Source organism: Tenacibaculum sp. A30 (genome assembly GCF_051200845.1).
Classification (GTDB): Bacteria; Bacteroidota; Bacteroidia; order Flavobacteriales; family Flavobacteriaceae; genus Polaribacter.
Genome location: NZ_CP195160.1, coordinates 2,582,416 through 2,606,053 on the forward strand (window position 1 = coordinate 2,582,416; position 23,638 = coordinate 2,606,053).

General features: G+C 32.0%; 25 protein-coding genes. 16 read left to right on the forward strand and 9 right to left on the reverse strand.

Going from position 1 to position 23,638, the window contains the following annotated elements; genetic code table 11:
* Positions 1-3: 3 nt before the first annotated feature.
* The 11 genes from ACR9ES_RS12405 (at position 4) to ACR9ES_RS12455 (ending at position 9,579) form a co-directional block, all read left to right on the forward strand.
* A complete protein-coding gene (locus ACR9ES_RS12405; RefSeq protein WP_274633623.1) occupies positions 4-336 on the forward strand; it encodes a cupin domain-containing protein in 333 nt (110 codons plus the stop codon).
* 2 nt (positions 337-338) lie between these two features.
* Entirely contained in the window at positions 339-1,004 is a 666-nt protein-coding gene (deoC, locus tag ACR9ES_RS12410) for a deoxyribose-phosphate aldolase (RefSeq protein ID WP_274633624.1), read from the forward strand.
* Positions 1,005-1,179: 175 nt separating this feature from the next.
* The gene (gene deoD, locus ACR9ES_RS12415) at positions 1,180-1,878 is read left to right on the forward strand and encodes a purine-nucleoside phosphorylase (protein WP_274633625.1); all 699 of its coding nucleotides are present in this window, start codon (positions 1,180-1,182) and stop codon (positions 1,876-1,878) included.
* A gap of 51 nt (positions 1,879-1,929) precedes the next feature.
* Entirely contained in the window at positions 1,930-3,291 is a 1,362-nt protein-coding gene (gene hemN / locus ACR9ES_RS12420) for an oxygen-independent coproporphyrinogen III oxidase (RefSeq protein WP_274633626.1), read from the forward strand.
* A 113-nt stretch (positions 3,292-3,404) separates the two neighbouring features.
* Positions 3,405-3,572 (forward strand): cbb3-type cytochrome oxidase assembly protein CcoS, encoded by a 168-nt coding sequence (gene ccoS / locus ACR9ES_RS12425; protein ID WP_274633627.1) that lies wholly within the window; start codon positions 3,405-3,407, stop codon positions 3,570-3,572.
* A 26-nt stretch (positions 3,573-3,598) separates the two neighbouring features.
* Positions 3,599-5,800 (forward strand): cytochrome-c oxidase, cbb3-type subunit I, encoded by a 2,202-nt coding sequence (gene ccoN / locus ACR9ES_RS12430; RefSeq protein WP_435254419.1) that lies wholly within the window; start codon positions 3,599-3,601, stop codon positions 5,798-5,800.
* 5 nt (positions 5,801-5,805) lie between these two features.
* On the forward strand, positions 5,806-5,973 hold the full coding sequence (locus tag ACR9ES_RS12435) for a CcoQ/FixQ family Cbb3-type cytochrome c oxidase assembly chaperone (protein WP_435254420.1): 168 nt from the start codon (positions 5,806-5,808) through the stop codon (positions 5,971-5,973).
* A 14-nt stretch (positions 5,974-5,987) separates the two neighbouring features.
* On the forward strand, positions 5,988-6,911 hold the full coding sequence (locus ACR9ES_RS12440; RefSeq protein WP_435254421.1) for a cbb3-type cytochrome c oxidase N-terminal domain-containing protein: 924 nt from the start codon (positions 5,988-5,990) through the stop codon (positions 6,909-6,911).
* A gap of 36 nt (positions 6,912-6,947) precedes the next feature.
* Entirely contained in the window at positions 6,948-8,369 is a 1,422-nt protein-coding gene (ccoG, locus tag ACR9ES_RS12445) for a cytochrome c oxidase accessory protein CcoG (protein WP_435254422.1), read from the forward strand.
* 65 nt (positions 8,370-8,434) lie between these two features.
* Positions 8,435-8,881 carry a FixH family protein gene (locus ACR9ES_RS12450; RefSeq protein ID WP_435254423.1) on the forward strand — a complete coding sequence of 149 codons (447 nt, stop codon included), beginning with the start codon at positions 8,435-8,437 and terminating at the stop codon, positions 8,879-8,881.
* Complete coding sequence (locus ACR9ES_RS12455) at positions 8,881-9,579, forward strand: sulfite exporter TauE/SafE family protein (protein ID WP_435254424.1); 699 nt, start codon at positions 8,881-8,883, stop codon at positions 9,577-9,579. Before ACR9ES_RS12450 ends, ACR9ES_RS12455 begins: the two co-directional genes overlap by 1 nt.
* A gap of 30 nt (positions 9,580-9,609) precedes the next feature.
* Here ACR9ES_RS12455 and ACR9ES_RS12460 read toward each other — a convergent pair whose 3' ends face one another.
* Positions 9,610-10,905: a hypothetical protein gene (locus ACR9ES_RS12460; RefSeq protein WP_435254425.1), complete on the reverse strand. Its 1,296-nt coding sequence runs from the start codon at positions 10,903-10,905 to the stop codon at positions 9,610-9,612.
* Between the two features lie 129 nt (positions 10,906-11,034).
* Here ACR9ES_RS12460 and ACR9ES_RS12465 point away from each other — a divergent pair, with 129 nt between their 5' ends.
* The gene (locus ACR9ES_RS12465) at positions 11,035-11,871 is read left to right on the forward strand and encodes a universal stress protein (RefSeq protein WP_167714188.1); all 837 of its coding nucleotides are present in this window, start codon (positions 11,035-11,037) and stop codon (positions 11,869-11,871) included.
* A gap of 67 nt (positions 11,872-11,938) precedes the next feature.
* On the opposite strand, the gene ACR9ES_RS12470 is transcribed toward ACR9ES_RS12465, so the two are convergent.
* The 8 genes from ACR9ES_RS12470 to ACR9ES_RS12505 form a co-directional block, all read right to left on the reverse strand.
* Positions 11,939-12,643, reverse strand: coding sequence for a DUF4369 domain-containing protein (locus ACR9ES_RS12470; protein WP_073184486.1), 705 nt, complete (start codon positions 12,641-12,643; stop codon positions 11,939-11,941).
* A 40-nt stretch (positions 12,644-12,683) separates the two neighbouring features.
* A complete protein-coding gene (locus tag ACR9ES_RS12475) occupies positions 12,684-13,991 on the reverse strand; it encodes a DUF819 domain-containing protein (protein ID WP_435254426.1) in 1,308 nt (435 codons plus the stop codon).
* Positions 13,992-14,028: 37 nt separating this feature from the next.
* Positions 14,029-14,694: a DUF2490 domain-containing protein gene (locus ACR9ES_RS12480; RefSeq protein WP_435254427.1), complete on the reverse strand. Its 666-nt coding sequence runs from the start codon at positions 14,692-14,694 to the stop codon at positions 14,029-14,031.
* 138 nt (positions 14,695-14,832) lie between these two features.
* Complete coding sequence (locus ACR9ES_RS12485; protein ID WP_435254428.1) at positions 14,833-16,752, reverse strand: S9 family peptidase; 1,920 nt, start codon at positions 16,750-16,752, stop codon at positions 14,833-14,835.
* A gap of 225 nt (positions 16,753-16,977) precedes the next feature.
* Positions 16,978-17,142: an Arc family DNA binding domain-containing protein gene (locus tag ACR9ES_RS12490; protein ID WP_274635151.1), complete on the reverse strand. Its 165-nt coding sequence runs from the start codon at positions 17,140-17,142 to the stop codon at positions 16,978-16,980.
* Positions 17,143-17,276: 134 nt separating this feature from the next.
* Positions 17,277-17,783 carry a hypothetical protein gene (locus tag ACR9ES_RS12495; RefSeq protein WP_299000538.1) on the reverse strand — a complete coding sequence of 169 codons (507 nt, stop codon included), beginning with the start codon at positions 17,781-17,783 and terminating at the stop codon, positions 17,277-17,279.
* A gap of 1 nt (position 17,784) precedes the next feature.
* Complete coding sequence (locus ACR9ES_RS12500) at positions 17,785-17,949, reverse strand: DUF4177 domain-containing protein (protein ID WP_274635153.1); 165 nt, start codon at positions 17,947-17,949, stop codon at positions 17,785-17,787.
* A gap of 35 nt (positions 17,950-17,984) precedes the next feature.
* On the reverse strand, positions 17,985-18,845 hold the full coding sequence (locus ACR9ES_RS12505) for an SPFH domain-containing protein (protein ID WP_274635154.1): 861 nt from the start codon (positions 18,843-18,845) through the stop codon (positions 17,985-17,987).
* Between the two features lie 123 nt (positions 18,846-18,968).
* Between ACR9ES_RS12505 and ACR9ES_RS12510 the strand changes: the two genes are divergently transcribed.
* From ACR9ES_RS12510 to ACR9ES_RS12525, 4 genes are all read left to right on the forward strand, one after another.
* On the forward strand, positions 18,969-19,757 hold the full coding sequence (locus ACR9ES_RS12510; RefSeq protein ID WP_274635155.1) for a S1/P1 nuclease: 789 nt from the start codon (positions 18,969-18,971) through the stop codon (positions 19,755-19,757).
* 129 nt (positions 19,758-19,886) lie between these two features.
* Complete coding sequence (locus ACR9ES_RS12515; RefSeq protein ID WP_435254429.1) at positions 19,887-20,399, forward strand: TlpA disulfide reductase family protein; 513 nt, start codon at positions 19,887-19,889, stop codon at positions 20,397-20,399.
* Positions 20,400-20,405: 6 nt separating this feature from the next.
* On the forward strand, positions 20,406-21,026 hold the full coding sequence (locus ACR9ES_RS12520; protein WP_435254430.1) for a thioredoxin family protein: 621 nt from the start codon (positions 20,406-20,408) through the stop codon (positions 21,024-21,026).
* Between the two features lie 111 nt (positions 21,027-21,137).
* A complete protein-coding gene (locus ACR9ES_RS12525) occupies positions 21,138-23,636 on the forward strand; it encodes a M14 family metallopeptidase (protein ID WP_435254431.1) in 2,499 nt (832 codons plus the stop codon).
* Positions 23,637-23,638: the final 2 nt, after the last annotated feature.

The window sequence follows — 23,638 nt, forward strand, 5'->3', positions numbered from 1 at the left end:
AATATGAAAACAGCAGCATTTTTAGAAAACTTAGAGTACAATGAAGAAAAGGTAGCTGTTTCTTTATTGTTAGAAACCGATTTTTCCAAAGAAATTAGAATAGTTTTTAAGAAAAATCAGGTAATGAAAGATCATAAAGCACCTTATCCAATAGTTGTTCAAGTACTGAAAGGAAACATAGATTTTGGTGTAAACAATGAAGTAAAGAGGTTAAATTCAGGAGATATGATTTCTTTAGAAGCAAAAATTATACATAACTTAACTGCTTTAGAAGACAGTGTTGTGCGTTTAACCTTATCCAAATCAGATTCAGTAAACAGAGTTAAAGAAGTTTAGTTATGAGGCTGAATAGATACATAGATCATACGTTGTTGAAAGCTACAGCGACAAAAGCAGATATCGTTAAGCTTTGTAATGAAGCTAAAGAATATAATTTTTTTGCAGTTTGTGTAAATGGTTGTTATGTAGAATTAGCAGCAAAAGAGTTACAGGAAACAGAGGTAAAAGTAGCTGCGGTTATTGGTTTTCCGTTAGGAGCAATGACTACCGAAGCGAAAGTTTTTGAAGCTAAAGATTGTATAAAAAATGGAGCATCAGAAATTGATATGGTTATCAATATAGGAAAGCTATTAGAAGGAGATGAAAAATATGTTGAAAAAGAAATCCGATTGATTAAAGAAGCGATAGGAGAAAACACTTTAAAAGTGATTTTTGAAAATTGTTATTTGTCAAAAAAACAGATAAAAACAGCAAGTAAGTTAGCTGTAAATGCAGGTGCTGATTTTGTGAAAACATCAACGGGCTTTGGAACAGGAGGAGCAACTTTTGAAGATGTAACTATCATGGATAGTGTGGTAGATGGAAAAGCTCAAATAAAGGCAGCAGGAGGAATTAGAGATATAGAAACTGCACTGAAGTATATAGCAATGGGAGTAACACGTTTAGGAACTTCTTCTGGAGTTTCATTAATAACAGAAGGAACTGCTGATAAAGATCAATATTAATAGGAGTTTGAAAACGAAAAGTGAAAAGTGAAAAATGTAAAACTAAAAGTGAAAAGTTACAAGTGCGTATAGCCTACAGCATATAGCTTACAGCTTTCAGCCAAAAGTAATCTAACAATCAAATAATCCAAATATCTAAGCACCCAAGTATCCAAACATCTAAAAATCTAAAATAATGAGCGTACATATTGAAGCAAAAAAAGGAGAAATAGCAGAAACTGTTTTATTACCAGGTGATCCTATGCGAGCAAAGTGGATTGCAGAAACATTTTTAGAAAATCCAGTTTGCTATAATGATGTTCGAGGTATGTTAGGATTCACAGGAACTTATCATGGAAAGAAGATTTCTGTACAAGGAACAGGAATGGGAATTCCTTCAGCGTTAATCTATGCTCATGAATTGATTACTGAGTACGGAGTTAAAAATTTAATTCGAGTAGGTTCAGCAGGTTCTTATCAAAAGGAAGTAAGAATTAGAGATATTGTTATAGCGATGGCGGCTTCAACCAACTCAGGATTAAATACGATTCGTTTTAACGGAGCCGATTATGCGCCAACGGCGAGTTTTGAGTTGTTTCTAAAAGCTATTGAAGTAGCAAAAGAAAAAGGAATTCAGTTAAAAGCAGGGAATATTTTAAGTTCTGATGAGTTTTATGCTGATGAATTTGAAAGCTATAAAAAATGGGCAGATTACGGTGTGCTGTGTGTTGAAATGGAAACAAACGGATTGTATACCGTTGCTGCTAAACACAAAGTAAACGCATTATCAATCTTAACTATTTCAGATAGTTTGGTTACAAAAGAAAGAACAACTGCCGAAGAAAGAGAGCAAACTTTTAAAGAAATGATAGAAATTGCTTTAGAATTGGCTTAATGTCAGTTCGAGTGATTTTGTAGAAGAATGAAACAAAATAGTATCGAGAACATGAATTCACTTATTCAAAAATATAACATTCCAGGACCAAGATATACGAGTTATCCAACTGTTCCGTATTGGGACAATGAAACTTTTTCAAAGGAGAAATGGATAGCAACGTTTAAACAATCGTTTATAGAAAGTAATTCTACAGAAGGAATTAGTTTATACATTCACTTACCGTTTTGTGAAAGTTTATGTACGTTTTGTGCGTGCCACAAACATATTACAAAGCGTCATGAAGTTGAAGATCCGTATATAGAAACGGTGTTAAAAGAGTGGCAATTGTACGTTGATTTGGTAGATGAAAAACCAATAATAAAAGAAATTCATTTAGGAGGAGGAACGCCAACGTTCTTTTCTGAAACACAATTAAAAAGATTGATTGATGGAATTTTTATGAATGCTGAAAAACATCCTGATCATGAATTTAGTTTTGAAGGGCATCCGAACAATACTACGAAAGAGCATTTACAGACATTGTATAATTTAGGGTTTACACGTGTAAGTTTTGGAGTGCAAGATTACAATCCGAAGGTACAAGAAGCAATCCACAGAATTCAACCATTTGAAAATGTAGAGAAAGTACATAATTGGGCAAAAGAGATAGGATATACTTCTATCAGCCACGATTTAGTGTTTGGTCTTCCGTTTCAAACGAAAGAAAATGTAATTTATACCATTAATAGAACCAAAGAACTACAACCTGATAGAATTTCGTTTTACAGTTATGCGCATGTGCCGTGGGTAAAAGGAGTAGGGCAACGTGGATTTAATGAAAACGATTTACCTAAGAATGAAGAGAAACGAGAGTTATATGAAATAGGTAAGGAGTTATTTGCGGAAATGGGCTATGTTGAAATAGGGATGGATCATTTTGCATTACCAACAGACAGTTTATACAAAGCGACCGAAGAGAAAACTTTACACCGTAACTTTATGGGATATACCGCTAATAAAACTCAGTTAATGATTGGTTTGGGTATGTCGGCAATTTCAGATTCTTGGTACGGATTTGCGCAAAATGTGAAAACGGTAAAAGAATATGAAAAAGTAGTTAACGAAGGCGAGATTCCTGTGTTTAGAGGACATATTTTATCCGAAGAAGATTTAATTATTAGAAAACATATTTTAAATATTATGTGTCATTTTTCTACTTCGTGGAAAGAAGATTCATTAAAAATTGAAAATGTAGAAATGTACATAGAAAAGCTAGAAGAAATGATAGCTGATGGATTGGTGTCTGTTGAAGGAAGCGAGTTGATAGTACCTGAAAAAGCAAGACCGTATGTGCGAAATATTTGCATGGCTTTCGATAAAAAATTACATGAAAAACAACCAGAAACAAAGTTGTTTTCAATGACTATTTAATGAAAAATATTAAAAGAAGGTTATCTTTTTAAAAAAAGATTCAAATATGATAAATGTCATATTTTAAGAAAATCTTCACAATTATCTTTGAACTACAAATTATCAGGCAAGATATGAGCGTTATTTATTTACTACTTACACTAAGTATTTTAGTGGCTATTATTTTCTTTATAGCATTTATTGTTTCAGTAAAAAATGGGCAGTACGATGATTCGTATACGCCATCGGTTCGCATGTTGTTTGATGATGAATTGGTAAAAGAAGACAATATTAACAACTAACAATAGATATTAAATTCAAATAGATTATGGAAATGCAACAATTTTATTACGATAATAAGATCGTAAAAAAATTCATCTACGCAACCTTACTATGGGGAATAGTAGGTTTTACAGTAGGATTGACATTGGCTTTTATGTTTTTATTCCCAAATTTAACTGACGGAATTTCGTGGTTAAGTTTCGGTCGTTTAAGACCACTACACACCAATGCAGTAATTTTCGCTTTCGTAGGAAATGCCATTTTTGCGGGGGTGTATTATTCGTTACAGCGATTGCTTAAGGCACGTATGGCGAGTAACTTTTTAAGTAACTTTAACTTTTGGGGATGGCAGTTAATTATTGTTGCAGCAGCCATAACACTTCCGTTAGGGTATACAACTTCAAAAGAATACGCCGAATTAGAATGGCCAATTGATATAGCCATAGCACTAGTTTGGGTGGCTTTTGGTGCTAACATGATTTGGACAATCTTACAAAGAAGACAACGCCATTTATATGTAGCAATTTGGTTCTACTTAGGAACTTTTGTAACCGTAGCGGTATTACATATTTTTAACAGTTTAGAGCTTCCAGTAAGTTTCATGAAAAGTTATTCTGTGTATGCAGGGGTTCAAGATGCACTGGTACAATGGTGGTACGGGCATAACGCCGTAGCATTTTTCTTAACAACCCCGTTCTTAGGATTAATGTACTACTTTGTTCCTAAGGCGGCTAACCGTCCGGTATATTCATATAGATTATCTATTGTACACTTCTGGTCGTTAATTTTTATCTACATCTGGGCAGGACCTCACCACTTATTATATTCATCTTTACCAGATTGGGCTCAAAACTTAGGAGTAGCATTCTCTGTAATGTTAATCGCACCATCTTGGGGAGGTATGATCAACGGATTATTAACACTTCGTGGAGCTTGGGATAAAGTAAGAGTAGATCCAGTATTAAAATTCATGGTAGTTGCAATTACAGGTTATGGTATGGCAACTTTTGAAGGACCAATGTTATCGTTAAAGAATGTAAACGCAATTGCACACTTTAGTGATTGGATTATTGCTCACGTACACGTAGGTGCTTTAGCATGGAACGGATTCTTAACTTTCGGTATGTTATACTGGTTAGTACCAAGAATGTTCAAAACAAAATTATACTCTACAGCATTGGCTAACTTCCACTTCTGGATTGGAACTTTAGGTATCATCATGTATGCATTACCAATGTACGTAGCAGGGTTTGTACAAGCTTCTATGTGGAAACAATTTAATCCAGACGGAACCTTAACATACGGTAATTTCTTAGAAACAGTAAATGAAATTATACCAATGTATTGGATGCGTGCTATTGGAGGAAGTTTATATATTCTTGGAGCTTTCGTAATGTTATATAATATTATTAAAACAGTTAAATCAGGAACTGAAGTTGCTGATGAGTTAGCAGAAGCACCAGCATTAACTAAAGTTTCTAAGCACAGAACTTCAAATGAAGGATGGCACACTTGGTTAGAAAGAAGACCTGTAAAATTAACCATATATGCTACTGTAGCTATTTTAATTGGAGGAATTGTACAAATTATACCAACATTATTAGTAAAATCTAATATTCCAACAATAACAAGTGTACAACCATATACGCCGTTAGAATTAGAAGGTAGAGATATTTATATCCGTGAAGGATGTGTTGGATGTCACTCACAAATGGTACGTCCATTCAGGTCAGAAGTAGAACGTTACGGAGAGTTTGCTAAAGCAGGAGAGTTTGTGTACGATCATCCATTCTTATGGGGTTCTAAACGTACAGGTCCAGATTTATTAAGAGTTGGAGATAAGTATAACGATAGTTGGCACTTAAACCACATGTACGATCCACAAAGTACATCACCAGGATCTATCATGCCAGCATACCAATGGTTAGTAAGAGATGAGTTAGATAAGAGTGATACTGAAAGAAAAATGAAAGCAATGGTAAGTCTAGGAGTTCCATATACTGATGAAGATATTGCCAATGCACAAGCAAGTATGGATGCTCAAGGAGCGAAAATTCAAGAGAATTTATACGCAGACCCTGATTTCAAAGCAAACTATGAAGCTGATAAAAAGTACGCTCAAGAAAACGGACAAACTTTCATAGAAATGAAAGATAGAGAAATCGTAGCCTTAATAGCTTACTTACAACGATTAGGTACCGATATTAAAGTAAAAGATGTTGAAGATCAATTAAGCGCTAAAAACTAGAAATTATGTTAAAGTTTGTAAAAAACCATATGGAAACAATTGCAGGTATTGAACTATACCCAATTATTTCGCTAACCATATTCTTTACATTTTTCGTAGTGTTATTTTGGTGGGTATTTACAGCCAAAAAAGAATATATAAGTAGAGTAAGTGAATTACCTTTAGATAATTAGTAAAATTAAACAAGATGAAAAAATATTTTCAATCTATAGTATATATCATTTTTGTTGCAGTAACCTTTTTTGCTATTGCTACTGCAATTAAATCATACCAAAATCCATTTAGCCTATATGAACATCCATTAGTTTGGATAGCAATTGTAGGGCTTATAACTGTTGTAGTTTTAAAAGAAGCTTTAAACATTGTAGCGCAACAAAGAGCAGAGCAACTTCAAATGGAAAAAGACGGAGTTAAACCAGAAGAAGTTGATAACTGGGCTTGGGCTAAAAAACTTATTAGTAAGTGGACAGAAGCCAAAGCAATTGAGCAAGAAGATGAAATTATTCTTGATCATAATTATGATGGAATTAAAGAGTTAGACAATAACTTACCACCATGGTGGCTATATATGTTCTATGCAACAATCATTTTTGCAGCAGTATATTTAGTAAGATATCATGTATTAGGAGCAGATAACCAAGAAATGGAGTATGCTCAAGCAGTAGCAGAAGCTAAAAGAGAATTAGCAGCATTTAAATCAAACTCAAAGGAAGCTATTATTGATGCAGAAACTGCTACAGTATTAACTTCTGATGCCGATTTAAGTAGAGGTAAAGCTGTATTTAATTTAAACTGTGCAGCATGTCATATGGCTGATGGAGGAGGAGGTATAGGACCTAATCTGACAGATGAGTATTGGATTTTAGGAGGAGGAATGAAGAATATTTTTAATACAGTTGCTAATGGAGGTAGAGATGGTAAAGGTATGGTTGCTTGGAACAAAACATTAAAACCTAAAGACATTCAAAAGGTTGCGAGTTATATAATTTCTTTACAAGGAACTACCCCAGCAAAACCAAAAGAACCTCAAGGAGAGTTATATAAAGAAGAAGGTCAAGCATCAACTGTTGCAGAACCAATAGAAGAGCAAGTAAAAGATAGTATTCAATAAAAATAGAAGTTACAAATTAGTTTTTAATAGTTGATTATGGAAACACCCAAAAACGAACAATTCAGAGATAGTATTGGTACTATAAATGATGAAGGAAAAAGGGCTTGGGTGTTTCCAAAAAAACCAAGCGGAAAGTTTTATAAGTATCGAAGCTATATAAGCTATTTTTTATTAGCGTTTTTATTACTAGCACCGTTTATTAAAATTAACGGAAATCAGTTTTTACTATTTAATGTTTTAGAACGTAAATTTAACATTTTCGGATTTCCTTTTTGGCCACAAGACTTTCATTTAATGGTGATTTCAATGATAATAGGAGTGGTGTTTATCATTCTATTTACTGTTGTTTTTGGTCGAATTTTTTGCGGTTGGATTTGTCCGCAAACCATTTTCTTAGAAATGGTGTTCAGAAAAATAGAATATCTAATTGAAGGAGATAGAGGTAAACAAATACGATTAGCGAAACAACCTTGGAATGCAGAGAAAATTAGAAAGAGAGTTTTAAAATGGATTATATTTTTTATCATCTCTTTTATTATAGCCAATGTATTCTTAGCCTATTTAATAGGAAGCGACAAATTAATAAGTTATATAACAAGTAACCCGTTAGATAATCTTAGTACCTTAATTTCACTATTAATATTTACAGGAGTATTCTATTTTATTTTTGCATGGTTTAGAGAGCAAGTTTGCATTATAGCTTGCCCTTATGGTAGATTACAAGGAGTACTGTTAGATAATAAAACTATTAATGTGGCTTACGATCATGTAAGAGGAGAAGGAAAAGCAGGGAGAGGAAAGTTTAATAAAAAAGAAGATAGAGCAGCGTCTGGAAAAGGAGATTGTATAGATTGTTTTCAATGTGTGCATGTATGTCCTACAGGAATAGATATTCGAAACGGTACGCAATTAGAATGTGTAAACTGTACAGCTTGTATTGATGAATGTGACCATATAATGGAAAAAGTAGGATTGCCAAAAGGACTTATTCGTTATGCAAGTGAAGAAAATATTGTAAAGAAAGCACCTTTTAAATTCACTGCAAGAATGAAAGGGTACTCAGCAGTTTTGTTTATTTTAATAGGAATTTTAATAGGGATGCTGTTTTTGAGGAACGATGTAGAAGCAACAATTTTACGATTGCCAGGGCAGTTGTATCAACACAAAGAAAACGGAGTTATTAGTAATATTTACACTTTTAAAGTAGTAAATAAAACAACAAAACAAATAGATAATGTGAGTTATAAATTGTTATCTCATAAAGGAAAAATAGAAACGGTAACACATCAAGATTTTGAAGTACCTAAACAAGGATTAGCAGAAGGTACATTGTTTATAGAACTACATCAATCAGAAATGAAAGATGAAAAGGAAAAACTAAAAATTGGAGTATATAGTGGTGATAAACTTATTGAAACAACTACTACCAACTTTTTAGGACCAAGAAGTTATAGATAAATTGGTCGAAAATAAATAGAATTAATGCTAAAAGCCAAAAGCTAATAGCAAAAAAATAAAATAAAATGAAACTAAACTGGGGCACGGGTATAGTAATAGCAATTGTAGGATTTATAGGGTTTATCATGTATTTCGTAGTAACGATGAGTACAGGTAAAAACTTTAATCACGATTTAGTAACTGAAAAATACTACCAACAAGAATTAGAATTTCAGAACAAATTAGATGCTACTAAAAATGCGAAAGCATTAAAAAAGAATATTAAAATAGAAAAAGTAACTGAAGGAATTAAAGTCCATTTTCCAACGGACTTTAACCCTAAAGATATAAAAGGAAAAGTGTTCCTATACAGACCATCTGATAAACAATTGGATTTCGAAATACCTATTTCGATCTCCGAAACATATTTGCTCGTGCCTGAGAAACGTTTGTTGGGTGGTCGTTGGAACATAACAGTTTCCTGGAACTACAAAAATAAAGATTATTTATTTCAGAAAGAATTAGTTTACTAATGTTTCTTTCAGCAATCATATTTGGTTTATTAGGTAGTTTTCACTGTATAGGCATGTGTGGTCCTATAGCCTTTATGTTACCTGTAGACAGAACGAATAAAGTAAAACAGTTCTTTCAAATAGCAAGCTACCATTTAGGGCGCCTATTTACCTACAGTTTAATAGGTTTGTTGTTTGGGTTATTAGGAAAAGGATTTTACTTTTTCGGATTTCAACAACAACTTTCAATCATCGTAGGTGTTTTAATGATTTTGGTAATCTTATTACCTAAAACTTTTCAAAAGTATAATTTTTCAACGCCTATTAATAAATTGGTAATGAAAGTAAAGTCTTCTTTAGGAAAAGAGCTAAAGAAAAAAGGGAATGATACTTTCTTTACCATAGGTTTTTTAAATGGGTTTCTTCCTTGTGGATTAGTTTATATGGCAGTTTTTGGAGCGTTGAGTACAACTAATATGTTATCAGGAAGCCTATATATGTTTCTCTTCGGATTAGGAACAATACCATTAATGACGGCAGTGGTTTATGTAGGGAATTTTGCAAATGGTTTGGTGCGAAAAAGAATTCAACAAGCAATACCTTATGTTGTAATTATTATTGGAGTATTGTTTATTCTTAGAGGACTAGGGTTAGGAATACCTTATGTTTCTCCACTTCCTGTATCTGATCTTCATAATTCAGTTAAAGGTTGCCATTAATCATAATTTTGAAAAGTGTAAAAAACTTGTTTAATAGTTGGTTATGTTAATTTCCTGTTTTATATAGTTTCCTTGATTGTCTATTATTATATTTCCTTTTAATGTAAAAACATCATAAAAACTAAGAATTGTTTTGTTTGGTAAAAAAGTTGCATCCACAGTAACTTTACCATGAGCATTATTTAAAAAAGGATTGTTTTCTTCATTAAAATCCCATAGTTTATTTCCTGTTATAGTATCATATGCTGAAATGATATAAGGAGTTTCTTTTTTTATGTTGACTTTGTGTCTAATAACAACAACATTATTTCTATAAGAAATAATTTCAGCATTTAAAAAGATAGTTTCTTGTAAGGTGGTAGCTAGCTGTTTCTTTTTTGCATATAATTTATATCTATGTTCGTTTATGCGTCTTAGATAGTATGTGCTGTTAGTGTATTTGTATCTATCAGTAATTAAATTATCATCTGTATGCAAGTATAATACCTCACCGTAATTAGTTTTTACATAGACACTATTTTTTTGAGCAGGAGAATAACTTAATTCGGCAATACCACTTTTTTGATGTTTTTTGGGCATCATACGGTTTAAATCTTCTTTGTTTTTTATAACCATGTTGCTGTTAACCATGTTAAAAGCTTTTATATAATTATTAGAAGCTTCAAATAACCATAAGGTATCTTTTGCACTAAAAACGTAAACATTATTGCCTGGAATAACTAATTTTTCAAATAAAACTGTATCTATTTTTTTAGTGTTAAATTTTCTTACAACTAAAAATGAAGAGTCATTGCTTACGGTTTTATGTTCTTTAATATAGTTACCTCTTATTTTTTGAACACCTATTTCCCAAATTTCATTATTAGGATTATATATGCGCTCTTTAAGTACATAATCACCTCTTTCATTGATGTTTAAAAAAGAATCAATATTTATGTATTTGGGCATAAAGTAGAAGCTAACAACAAGTAGTGTTAAAATAAAATCTCTTTTGGCTAATTGCGTGTTTTGTGCTTTAAAATTTAAAAATGTTGCAATAGCAGAAAATACTCCAAAGTAAAAAACTAAAGCAATAAAAATCACTAGAAGTAAGGGTAAGGCTACATATAAACCATCATTGTTTAATACAAAAAAATCAAAAGTCCATCCATTTTGTCCTGGTTTATATGAATAATGTGTACTAGTATATGCTATAGATCTATTAAAAAAAATACGATTGGGTATGGTAATAAAAAACTTTAATAAAATACCTAAAATAGAAACGACCATTAAAGAAATAAAGGCACGTACAACAACGCCTACAAATTTAGAAGAGTTTTTATCCATAACAAATGTAAAATTTAAGAAAGCAAATGTATAGAATATATAGTGGTTTATAAAGTGACAAAAATCATAGCTTTACTGACAAAATTTAGGTAACTTTATAGAAGACGTAGAACCTAAAAGTAATTAATCATGAAAAAAATTATAGTCCCAGTTGATTTTTCTGAATATTCTGAAAATGCTTTACAAACAGCAGCTTTTTTAGCAAAAAAGTCAGACGCTGAGGTGTTGGTAGTACATATGCTTGAGTTATCTAATGCTGTTTTAAGTAGATCAGAAAGTTATTTACAACAAGAAATGTTGTTTTATTTACAAATGTCTGAGAAAAAGTTAGCAGAATTTTTAGAGAAAGAGTATTTATCGGGTATAAAAGTAACCCCAATTATAAAGCATTTTAAAATCTTTAGCGAAATAGACCAGTTGGCAAGAAATGAAGGAGCAGATTTGATTGTTATGGGATCTAAAGGAGCTAGTGGTTTAAAAGAAATGTTTATTGGTTCTAATACAGAAAAGGTAATCCGTTATGCGCATGTACCTGTATTAGTAATAAAAGAGGAACCGATAGTAAAACAGATAGAAAAGATACTGTTTGCTTGTGATTTTTCTGATGACGATGTAAAACCATATATGGAAGCGAAAGAGTTTCTTAAGAAGTTTAATGCAGATATGGAGCTGGTATATGTAAGTACACCAACGTCTAAGTTTAAAAGCACCGAAGAGTTAGAAGAAAGAATGAAGCATTTTTTTAATCAAACAAATGAAAGCTATGATGAAAACATTCATAAAGTAAAAATAATTTCTGATTATTCTGTAGAAAAGGGAGTGTTCTATTATGCAGACAAAATAAACTCAGATGTTTTAGTAGTAGCTACGCATGGTAGAAAGGGAATAGCACACTTTTTTGAAGGTAGTATTTCAGAAGATATTGCCAATCACAGTAAGTTACCAGTATTGTCTTTTAAAATTTAGAATATAAAAGTAAAAAAGCTCATTCAAACTGAATGAGCTTTTTTACTTCTTTTAAAGAAAAGAATATTTACTTTCCTTCTTTAGTTTTTATGTCATCTACAAACTTTTGTAAACGTTTACCGTATTCAGAATTTTTAACTTTATCAGTTAAGCTATTATTAATTGTATCTAAAAGTTGAATATTAGCATCATACAGTTCAGATAAAGCAATATATGGTGCAGCTTCACTATCAGCGTTTGCAATAGCAAAGTTTGTAGAGAATAAGAAACGACGACGTACCATTTTCTTATAATCTGCTTCTACTTGTTCTAATTGTACCTCATCTTGAGCTTGACGAGCTTCTACTTCTTTTTTTACAAAATCTAGACGTTGCTCCATAAAACGTTGGTTTATTTTACGATACTCATTCATTACTTCTTGATTTTTAGAACCTTTAATTTCAGGTTTAAAACCAAACTCTTCAATTTTATCGTTGATGGTAATTTCACCTTCTTCCCCAAAAAACATAATGTGTTTATCTGTTGTATTACCATCAAAAGTTAAGTAATACATTACAGGAGACTCAACATTATCTGTTAATATAAATTTATCATCACCTAACAACGCCATAGAATCAACAGATACCAATAATGTGTCCTTCATCTTTTGAAGATATAAAGTACCTTTTTTTAATCCTTTAATCTGACCTTTAACAACCATGTTTCCTTCTTTTTTAGAGGAACAAGCAAAAGCAACAAGTGCAATTGCGAAAAAAGCAATAATTTTCTTCATTGAATTCAAAATTTGTCTGTTGCAAATATGCAGATTTCTCCTAAACTTTTGAGGCTATTTCCATTAAAATTGTACATAGGATTGCGCCTACGGTACCGATAGCGTATCCGAAAACAGCTAATAAAACACCTACAGTTGCTAAAGATGGATGAAAAGCTTGCGCTACGATTGGGGCAGATGCAGCCCCACCAACATTTGCTTGACTTCCTACAGCCAAGAAGAAATATGGAGCACGGATTAATTTAGCTACTAAGATTAATAATCCTGCATGAATAGCCATCCAAACTAAACCAATAGCAATTAATCCTACATTGTCAAAAATTAAGGTTAAGTCCATTTTCATACCAATAGTTGCTACTAGTACATAAATAAAAATACTACCAATTTTACTGGCTCCAGCACCTTCATAATTTTTAGCTTTTGTAAATGATAAAAGTATCGCTACAATAGTTGAAATACTGATTAACCAGAAGAACCCTGATCCTAAAAATGAAAAGATATTTCGCCATGTTTGAGATTCCATACTAGCAGTAATAGCAGCAAAGATTTCGCTTAAATATCCTGCAGCAAAATGACCAAAACCAACAGTACCAAAAGCAATAGCTAACATGATGATAAAATCAGTTAAGGTAGGATTTCTACGTACACCTTGTGTAAAACTCGAAACTCGTTCTTTTAAGTCTTCAATAGCAGAAGTGTCAGCTTTTAACCACTTATCAATTTTATCTTTTTTACCAATTCCGATTAAAATAATAGCCATCCAAATATTAGCAACAACAATATCAACAAATACCATTCCTCCATATTTAGCAGGATTATATTTGTAAATTTCTAACATGGCAGTTTGGTTAGCGCCACCACCAATCCAACTACCAGCAAGGGTTGATAAACCTCTCCATACAGCATCGAAATCTGCGCCGCCAACAGTTTCAGGTGAAACAGTAGAAATTAATAAAATAGCGATAGGACCTCCAATAACAATTCCGATAGTTCCTGTAAAAAACATAATTAATGCTTTTGAACCTAAATTGAAAATTGCTTTTAAATCAATACTTAAAGTCATTAAAACTAAGGCAGCAGGTAATAAAAATCGACTAGATACGTAGTATAATTGCGATTTGTTTTTTACCACTTCGCCAGCAGCATTTGTAGTTTCCCATTCAGGAGAAATAACTCCTAGAGTAGTAAATATTGCTGGGATAAAATAGGCCATGAATAAACCTGGTACTATTTTATAAAATTTATGCCAAAATCCTGAGGTTTGTGATTCTGTATAAAAAACAAAACCTAAAGAAATCATTAAAATACCAAATACGATTGCATCGTTTGTAAAAAGAGGTGCTTCCATCTAAAAAAAAATTTGCCACTAAAGTATGAAATAATAGTTAGTTCTTTTTTCTGTGATCTGTGGTAATTGCAATTCCTAATTGAATTCTATTAAAATTGCCAACATCATTAACATTGATTAGCTGATATCCTGCGTGAAGTTTTATAATATCAGAAACTTTGTATTTAAAACCAGTTCCGAACCAGTTTTGATTGTATGCTTCACCTTCAAAATCTAAAAAAGTTTCATTGTATAGGTATGTCGACCATTTTTCATCGATAGGATGACTTAAGGCTAATTGATATCGAAAGAAATTACTAGTGGTCGATTCAATAAAACGTTGTTCACTTCTAAAACGGTGTGCTAAATTTAAACTAGCTATTTTATGGTTTACGTTTACATCTTCATAAATACGATGTTCGTTAAAATCACCTCCATTTATATCATAGGTTCTATCTGTATTTAGGAAAGCATACCCAACAGTAGCACTTATGTTTTTATTGAATTTATAATTAGCCCCTAAACGTCCGATGAATTGTTGCATATCGTCTCCAACTTCAAAGAAGCGAAAATGTGCCATAGATTTTAAGCCAAACTTATCTGAGATTTGGTGAGATCCGTTGTACATGTACCATACACCTAATTCTTTGGTAGGGTCAGGTTGATTTTGAGAAAAACTGCTTAATGAAAATAAGGTGATAATTAATAAGAATAATTTTCGCATAGTAGTAATTGTGGTTCTTTGTGATATTAAAAATCCCCCACATAAATAGATATGTGGGAGATTTTATGTTATGCTGACAAAAATATAAACTCGATAATTTTTTGGAAAAGTTATACTGTTAAAGTTCTTTGAATTTGTTTATAAATCATCGTTTTTAATTGGCTCTTCCTTCTTTAAATAGGTGTCTAAGAACTGTAAGATTTTACTATTTGCTTCTATTTGATTTTCCTTTTTTACAAAACCGTGCCCTTCATCATCAAAAAGAACATATTCCACAGGAACACCGTTTTTCTTAACTCCAGCCACAATTTCATCAGACTCTACTTGTAAAACTCTCGGGTCTTTAGCTCCTTGTAAAACCATTAAAGGTTTGGTTACTTTATCGGTGTGAAATAAAGGAGAAATTCTTTTAAGCCTAACAGAATCGGCAGAATACGGGTCTCCTAATTCTTTGTATAAAGCTTCTCTAAAAGATTCCCACCAAGATGGAATACTTTTTAAAGTACGCATCCAGTTTGTAACCCCGTAAATGTTTACACCTACGGCAAATTCTTCAGGGGTATAGGTTAATGCAGCCATGGTCATATAGCCGCCATAAGACCCTCCAATAATTCCTATTTTTTCAGCGTCAATTTCTGATTGATTTGCTAACCAGTTTTTTCCTTCTACACAGTCTTGTAAATCTTTTTCACCGTGATTTAAGTCATCCATAGTAAAAAAGGTTTTACCATAACCACTACTTCCACGGTTATTAACAGCTAATACAGCATATCCATGATTAACTAAATATTGAATTAGCGAACTAAAGTTTTGACGAGATTGCCCACCTGGTCCTCCATGTACCCAAACTAAAGCAGGAACTTTATTGTCTTCTGAAGCTTGATGAGGTAGATAATAAATAGCAGGAATCGTCACTCCATCAAAAGAAGGGTAGCGAATTACTTTTGCTTCTACCAAGTCGTTAGGATTAATTTCTTTGTTTAAAACATCGGTTAGTTGTGTTTGTTTTTGAGTTGCTAAATCGTAAACGTATAAGTTAGATGGTGCATCAGAACCTCCAGCATAAAAACGCATCATGTTTTCATCTCTAGAAAAACCAACGCTAGTTATACTTTTTCCGTTAACATTAGGTAAGGTTATATTTTTACCTTCAGCAACATCAAAAACTTCAATTACATTTTTTGCATCCTCGTTAATATAAGTGACTCTATATTTTCCATTGTTGGTAAAATAGCTTCCAGAAATATCCCAATCTTTCGCTAACACTTTTTCTGTTTCATTGGTGCTAATGGTATATTTCATTAAGGTAGCGAATTCACCTTCTGCATCTGTTGTGTAGTAAAAATCAGTATCATCAATAGAAAAATCAGCGGCTGAATTACCACTCAACGTAAGATTAATTTTTGTAATTACTTTAGTGCTTCTATCAAACAAAAACAAGTCGCTATCGTTAGTGTTAACCGTTTTGCTTAGCGCTAGAATGTTTTTATTATTTGATATTGCTGCTACGTTATAACCGTCTTTATTTTCATAAATCATGGTAGGAGTAAAAGTTTCAAGATCCATTTCATAAAGGTCCATAAAACGCTTATCTCTTTTATTAGAAGTAAAAAAGAAACTTTTCTCATCTTTTGCCCAACCAAAAAATCCAGCTCTAGCACCTTTAGTTGGTGTTAAGTTTTTAATGGTACCATCAAGTTCTCTTAAAAATATATGATAAATTTCATCTCCATTATTATCCATCCTGAATAACATTCTCTCATCCTTTGGAAAATAAGATGTAGCAAAAACAGAAGAGCTGTCTGATTTTGTTATTGGTTTAAATTCTCCTCCAGCTGTAGAAACTGTATACATGTTATAAATTCCCGAACGATTACTGGTTACGAGTAATTTTGAGTTGTCTGGAGAAAAACTTCCTCCTGAAACACTCTCGTTATCCATCATTTGTTCGATAGAGTATTCTTTAAGTGTTTCAACAACTTCTGTTGGCTTTTTTTGCTCTTTTTTACAAGCACTGGCTATAATAGTAATAGCGAGTAGAACGATTATTCTTTTCATTATGTAAGATTTTTTAATTTGAAATTATTCTACAGAAAATTTTTCGGTTTCTTTAAACGGAGATAAATCTATTTTTTATACCTCAACTTTATATTCTTTCCAGTCTTTATCGAAAAAAGCATTGGTTTTTTTGATAAAGCTGTTTTTATATTTGTACAATTTACAAAATAGAAAAGCCTAATTAAAAATTAGACGTTTTTTTTACAGGGAGTTAAGATTTTGAAGTTAATCTTCTTTCTTTTTGGGTTCTCTTTTTGCTTCTTTAAGTACTTGCATAAGCATCCATTCAATCTGCCCATTGGTAGATCGAAACTCGTCAGAAGCCCATTTTTCAATAGCTTTTAACATGTCTTCGTTTATGCGGAGTGCAAATGCTTTCTTTTTTGCCATGTTTGTTTTTATGTAAGAAACGGTTGTGTTTAAGAGTTAAGTTACGGGTCAAAAATACAACTTCCTAATATTTAGTTATATCAAAGAGAGAATGAAACTAAAAAGGTATATGATGGTAAATAATATTATCCGTATCATAATTGTTGTACTTTATGTTCATAGGTTTCTAAAACACGTTTTGCTTCTTGTTCTTTTTTGGTTCCTATAAGTAATTTTTTACCATTTTTTAGTTCTAGTTGAATACCTATATCTCCTGAAATATTTAAAGCAGTTCCTCTTTTTTTATTCCAAAGTAATCCGCCTTTTAAGCCCCATCCTCCATATTCACCAATTGGGTCATAATTTCTGACATAGGCTTTTTTAATTTCAGACCAAGCTATTTTTCTTAAGGATAGATGAAAAGGAAAGAATTGATAATGAATTCCATATTCGTCAATTCTTGTGGTTAACTTGAAAATGAAAATAAAAGCAAATGAAGCTAAAATCCCAAGAAGAGTAAGTGTTAACTCTGTAGAACTCATTGTAGAATTTTCTTGCATATATTCTTTAACAATAAGTATTACGGGTACAATTAAACTTACAGCTAATATTACTAATAACCAAAGTTGTGTAAATCGTTGCTCTTCTTTAAAAATTTTCATTCTATCGGTTTTTATCCTTTTCAAGTACAGCTAATAAAATACTATTTCTTTCTAGAACGTTAATAACACGCCATCCTTGTTTGGCAAAATTATTTAATTGGTCTTCAAAGTTTTGTTGGGAGTTTGTCCAGCTAAATTCTTGCTTAATTATTTTATATTCCTTCATCTTTTAATCTTTTAATTTTTCAGTCTTTTAACCTATTAATGATTCAACGTTCCTGCATTAACTACTGGCGATGCTTCTTTATCTCCACATAAAATCACTAATAAATTACTAACCATTGCAGCTTTACGTTCTTCGTCTAACTGAACAATTTCTTTTTTATTCAATTCTTCTAAAGCCATGTCTACCATATCAACAGCTCCTTGCACTATTTTATGACGTGCTGCAACAATAGCTGTAGCTTGTTGACGCTTTAACATAGCACTTGCAATTTCTTGTGCATAGGCCAAATAACCAATTCGTGCTTCTAAAACTTCGATACCAGCAATAGCTAAACGCTCTTCCAATTCTTTTTCTAAAGCTTCACTTACTTCATTAACACTAGAACGTAAAGTAATATCTTCTTCATGACCTTCATCAGCAAAATTATCATACGGATACATGCTAGCTAGTTTACGTACAGCAGCATCTGTTTGTACACGAACGAAATTTTCATAATTGTCTACATCAAAAGCAGCTTTATAAGTTTCGGTAACTCGCCACACTAAAATGGTGCTAATCATTACTGGGTTTCCAAGTTTGTCATTCACTTTTAAACGCTCACTATCAAAATTACTCGCTCTTAAAGAAATAGTTTTCTTTTTGTATAAAGGGTTAGCCCAATACAATCCATTTTGCTTTACGGTACCAACATATTTTCCAAAGAATAATAAAACTTTAGAAGAATTAGGATTCACTAAAATGAAACCTAATGCTAAAATAAATGCTAATACAGACATTAATATGAATATTGGATTTTCTGTTTTAATAGCTAATGTAATTCCACTTATAAAAAGTGCAAGAACAATAAAGAACATTAAATATCCATTAGCTGGTTTGATGATTTTTTCTCCTTTCATTTTTTGTTTTAGTTAAAGTGATATTAAAACGATATCATAAAGATATGATTTAATTTTTGTTAAATCCAAATTTTTGAGGAATTATTTTTATAATTTAGCTTCCGATTATAATTTAAACTATTCATGAAGACAAAATTTTTAATAGTATTCGCTGCGTTTTTGGTAAGTGTTTCGTCAATAGCTAATAATGAAGATGTATGGGGACCAACTGGTCATAGAGCTACAGGAAAGATTGCAGAAAAACACTTGACTAAAAAAGCTAAAAAGAAAATAGAAAAGCTATTACAAGGAGAAAGTTTAGCGTTTGTATCTACGTATGCAGATGAAATAAAATCTGATAGAAAGAAATATGGTAAATTTTATACTTGGCATTATGTAAATATGCCATTAGATGCTCGTTATGAAGATACCGAAAAGAACCCAGAAGGAGATATGGTTACAGGTATTGAGAAATGTATGAAAGTACTAAAGAATGAAAATAGCTCTACAGAAGATAAACGTTTTTACTTAAAAATGTTAGTACATTTAGTAGGAGACTTGCATCAACCTATGCACATAGGTCTAAAAGAGGATTTAGGAGGAAATAAGATACAAGTTCAGTGGCATGGTAAAGGATCAAATTTACATAGAGTATGGGATGAAGATTTACTTAATAAGTGGGATATGAGTTATATTGAATTAGCAAGTAATGCTAAAGATTTATCGAAAGAACAAATAAAAGTAATTCAACAAGGAACTGTGGTAGATTGGTTACACGATACACATAAAATAACCAAAGAGGTGTATAAATCTGTTGAGGTAGGAGAGAATTTACGCTACCGCTATTCATATGTTTATTTTCCTGTAGTAAGAGAACAATTACAAAAAGGAGGTTTACGATTAGCTAAATTATTGAATGAAATTTATAGCTAAGCAATAAAAGTATTACTGATAGTAAAAGCCCGAAAAAGTATTTTTTCGGGCTTTTTTCTTGTTAATGTTTCGTTAATTCTGCTTTTTAACTAACACAATCAGTTAATTTTGAGAGGAAACAAATATCAAATGCATAAAATTCTAATACTTTTTTTAGGGAGTTTCATGTTGTTTTCTTGTAAAGAAAAACCAAGAGAAACAGATGAGGTTACAGAGTCTTCTATTAAAATAGCTACGCTAAATTACGAAGCGTTAAAACCGCTGCTGCATAAAAATGAAGATAAGACCTATGTTATCAATTTTTGGGCAACTTGGTGTATGCCTTGTGTAAAAGAACTCCCTGCTTTTGAAAAGTTAAACGCAGCGTATAAAGATAAAAATGTAGAGGTAGTTTTGGTGAGTTTAGATTTTCCTAAACAGAAGGAAAGTAACCTAATTCCATTTGTTAAAAAAAGAAAATTAGAATCTAAAGTACTTCATTTTGATGATGCAAATGAACAGTTTTGGATACCAGATATTGCTGAAAATTGGTCGGGTTCTATACCAGCAACGTTAATTTACAATAAAGAAAAAAGAAAGTTTTACGAGCAATCATTTAGCTATGAAGAGTTACAACACGAATTACAAACCTTTTTAAACTAAATAATTATGAAAACATTTAAAATAACATTGTTATTGTTAGTAGTTGCAACTGTATCTGCATTTACGATTAATCCTTCAAAAGGATATAAGGTAGGAGATGAAGCGGCCGATTTTTCACTAAAAAATATAGACGACACTATGGTTTCTTTAGCTGATTATTCAGAAGCAAAAGGATTTATTGTAGTGTTTACGTGTAATATGTGTCCGTATTCAGTAGCGAATGAAGACAGAATTATTGCGTTGGATAAGAAATACAAAAAGAAAGGATTTCCTGTAATTGCTATTAATCCAAATGACCCAGAGGTTTCAAAAGGAGATAGTTTTGAAGCGATGAAAGTACGTGCAAAAGAAAAAGGTTTTACGTTTCCTTATTTGTTTGACGAAGGTCAAGAGGTGTATCCAAAATACGGAGCAACTAAAACACCACATGTTTACATATTAAATAAAAAGAAAGGTAAATTAATTGTTGAATATATTGGTGCTATTGATGATAGCTCTCGTAACGAGAATAATGTAAAAGAACGTTTTGTTGAAAATGCGGTTGATGCTTTGTTGAAAGGAGAAAAGCCAACAAAAACTGATACTAGAGCAATAGGATGTTCTATAAAAGATAAAAGAAACAGTTAATAAATACCAATAGGATATAAGAATCCCACTTTTATGTGGGATTTTTATTATTTAAACAGAATTAATACACAATTTCAATCGTAGTTATAACAATCAACTTAAAATTAAATAATGAAGAAACTATTACTATCACTACTATTTGTTAGTGCGACATTAACGGCACAAACAGTCGATTTAAATTATTACCTACCACAAGATGTTTCTTATAATCAAAATATACCAACACCAAAATCAGTTTTAGGACACGAAGTAGGAGAGTGGCATGTAACCCATGATAAGTTGATAGAATATATGAAAGCACTTGCGAATGCTTCAGATAGAGTAGTGCTTGAAAACAGAGGAACAACTTATGAAGGAAGACCGTTGGTGTTGTTAACGATAACTTCTTCTAACAATCATCAGAATTTAGAAGAAATACGAGAAAAGCACATGAAAGCAACAAACGATGCTTCTATAGATGTTTCTAACAGTCCAATAGTGGTATACCAAGGGTTTTCAATTCACGGAAATGAAGCAAGTGGTTCAAATGCAGCCTTGGCAGCAGTGTATTATTTAGCAGCAGCAGAAGGGCAAAAAATAGAGGGATTATTAAATAACTCAGTAATACTTTTTGATCCGGCAATGAACCCAGATGGTTTACAACGTTTTGCGTATTGGGCAAATACAAATAAGGCAAATAATATAAATCCAGATCCAAATGATAGAGAGTATCATGAGGTTTGGCCAGGAGGAAGAACGAATCATTATTGGTTTGATATGAATCGTGATTGGTTGCCAGTTCAATTACCTGAGAGTAGAGCAAGAATTAAAACTTTTCACAAGTGGTTACCGAATATTTTAACCGATCATCATGAAATGGGAACGAACTCAACTTTCTTTTTCCAACCAGGGATTCCGAGTAGAACAAATCCGTTGACTCCAAAAATGAATCAGGAATTAACTAAGGAAATAGCAACCTATCATGCAAAAGCACTTGATAAAATTGGTTCAACGTATTATTCAGAGGAAAGTTTTGATGATTTTTACTACGGAAAAGGGTCAACTTTTCCAGATATTAATGGAAGTATCGGAATTTTATTTGAACAAGGAAGTTCTCGCGGGCATGCGCAAGAAAGTGAAAACGGAATATTAACCTTTCCGTTTACCATTCGAAATCAGTTTACAGCAGCATTGTCAACACTAGAAGCTGCTAAAAACATGCGAACTAAAATCTTACAGTATCAACAAGGTTTTTATAAAAATTCAAGAAGCTCAGAAACGAAAAAAGCAATAGTGTTTGGTGATGAAAAAGATGCTGCAAAGACAAATCATTTAGCTGAGGTTTTACAACGTCATCAAATAAAACTTCACGAGTTAAAAGAAGATTTTACATCGAATGGAAAACGTTTCAAAAAAGGTTATAGTTATGTAGTGCCTATGAATCAAAAAAATCACAGGTTGGTAAAAGCAATGTTTGATGTACGAACTACATTTAAAGATAGTTTGTTTTATGATGTATCTGCTTGGACTTTTAATTATGCATTTGGAGTTGATTTTGCTGATAATATTTCATTATCAAAAGCAGGAGCTGAGGTGACTCAATTACAATCAAAACAAGGAATAATTCAACAAAAAAGTAGTGTAGGCTACTTATTTTCTTGGAATGAGTACAACACACCTAAAGCGTTAAATACGATTTTAGAAAAAGGATTGCGAGCGAAGGTAGCGATGAAAAAGTTTGTAAACGATGGCAATTCGTATGATTACGGAACTATTTTTATTCCAGCTCAAAATCAAAAATTAAATGGAAATGAATTATTTGATTTCTTAGGTACAATAGCGAATGAAAATCATATTGAAATTAAAGGAGTGTCTACAGGATTGAACGAAGGAATTGATTTAGGAAGTAGAAATTTTGAAGCTGTTAAAAAGCAAAAAGTAGCGATGTTGGTAGGAAAAGGAGTAACGAGTTACGATGCAGGAGAAATTTGGCATTTATTAGATCAGCGTTACGATATTAAAATAACAAAGTTAGATACCGATTATGCTACGAGAGTAAACCTTGATAAGTATACGACGATTATTGTTCCGAATAGTCGATCTATTGATAAGAATTTAGTAGAGAGACTAAAAGTATGGGTCCGTAATGGAGGAGTACTAATCGGGTATAGAAATGCAGTAAATTGGTTGTCTAACAGAGGGTTTATTAATGTAAAGTTTAATAAAACTAAGATAGATTCTATAAATAATGTATCATTTGAAAATCGTTCGTTGCAATCGGGAGCGCAAGTAATTGGAGGAGCAATTTTTGAAGCAAAGGTTGACCGCTCACATCCAATCAATTTTGGATATAAGAATGATAAAATAGCATTATTTAGAAATACAAAACAGTTTATTCAACCTGATGCAAAGAGTTATAACAATCCAATTCAGTACACCAACAATCCGTTATTGAGTGGTTATATTTCAAAAGAGAACTTAAAGGAATTGAAAAATACCGTTCCGTTTAAAGCTCAGCGATTAGGTAGTGGTAGAGTGATTGTTTTTACAGATAACACCAACTTTAGAGCATTTTGGTTTGGAACTAACAAATTATTGATGAACGCTATTTTCTTCGGAAAGTTGATGTAAGT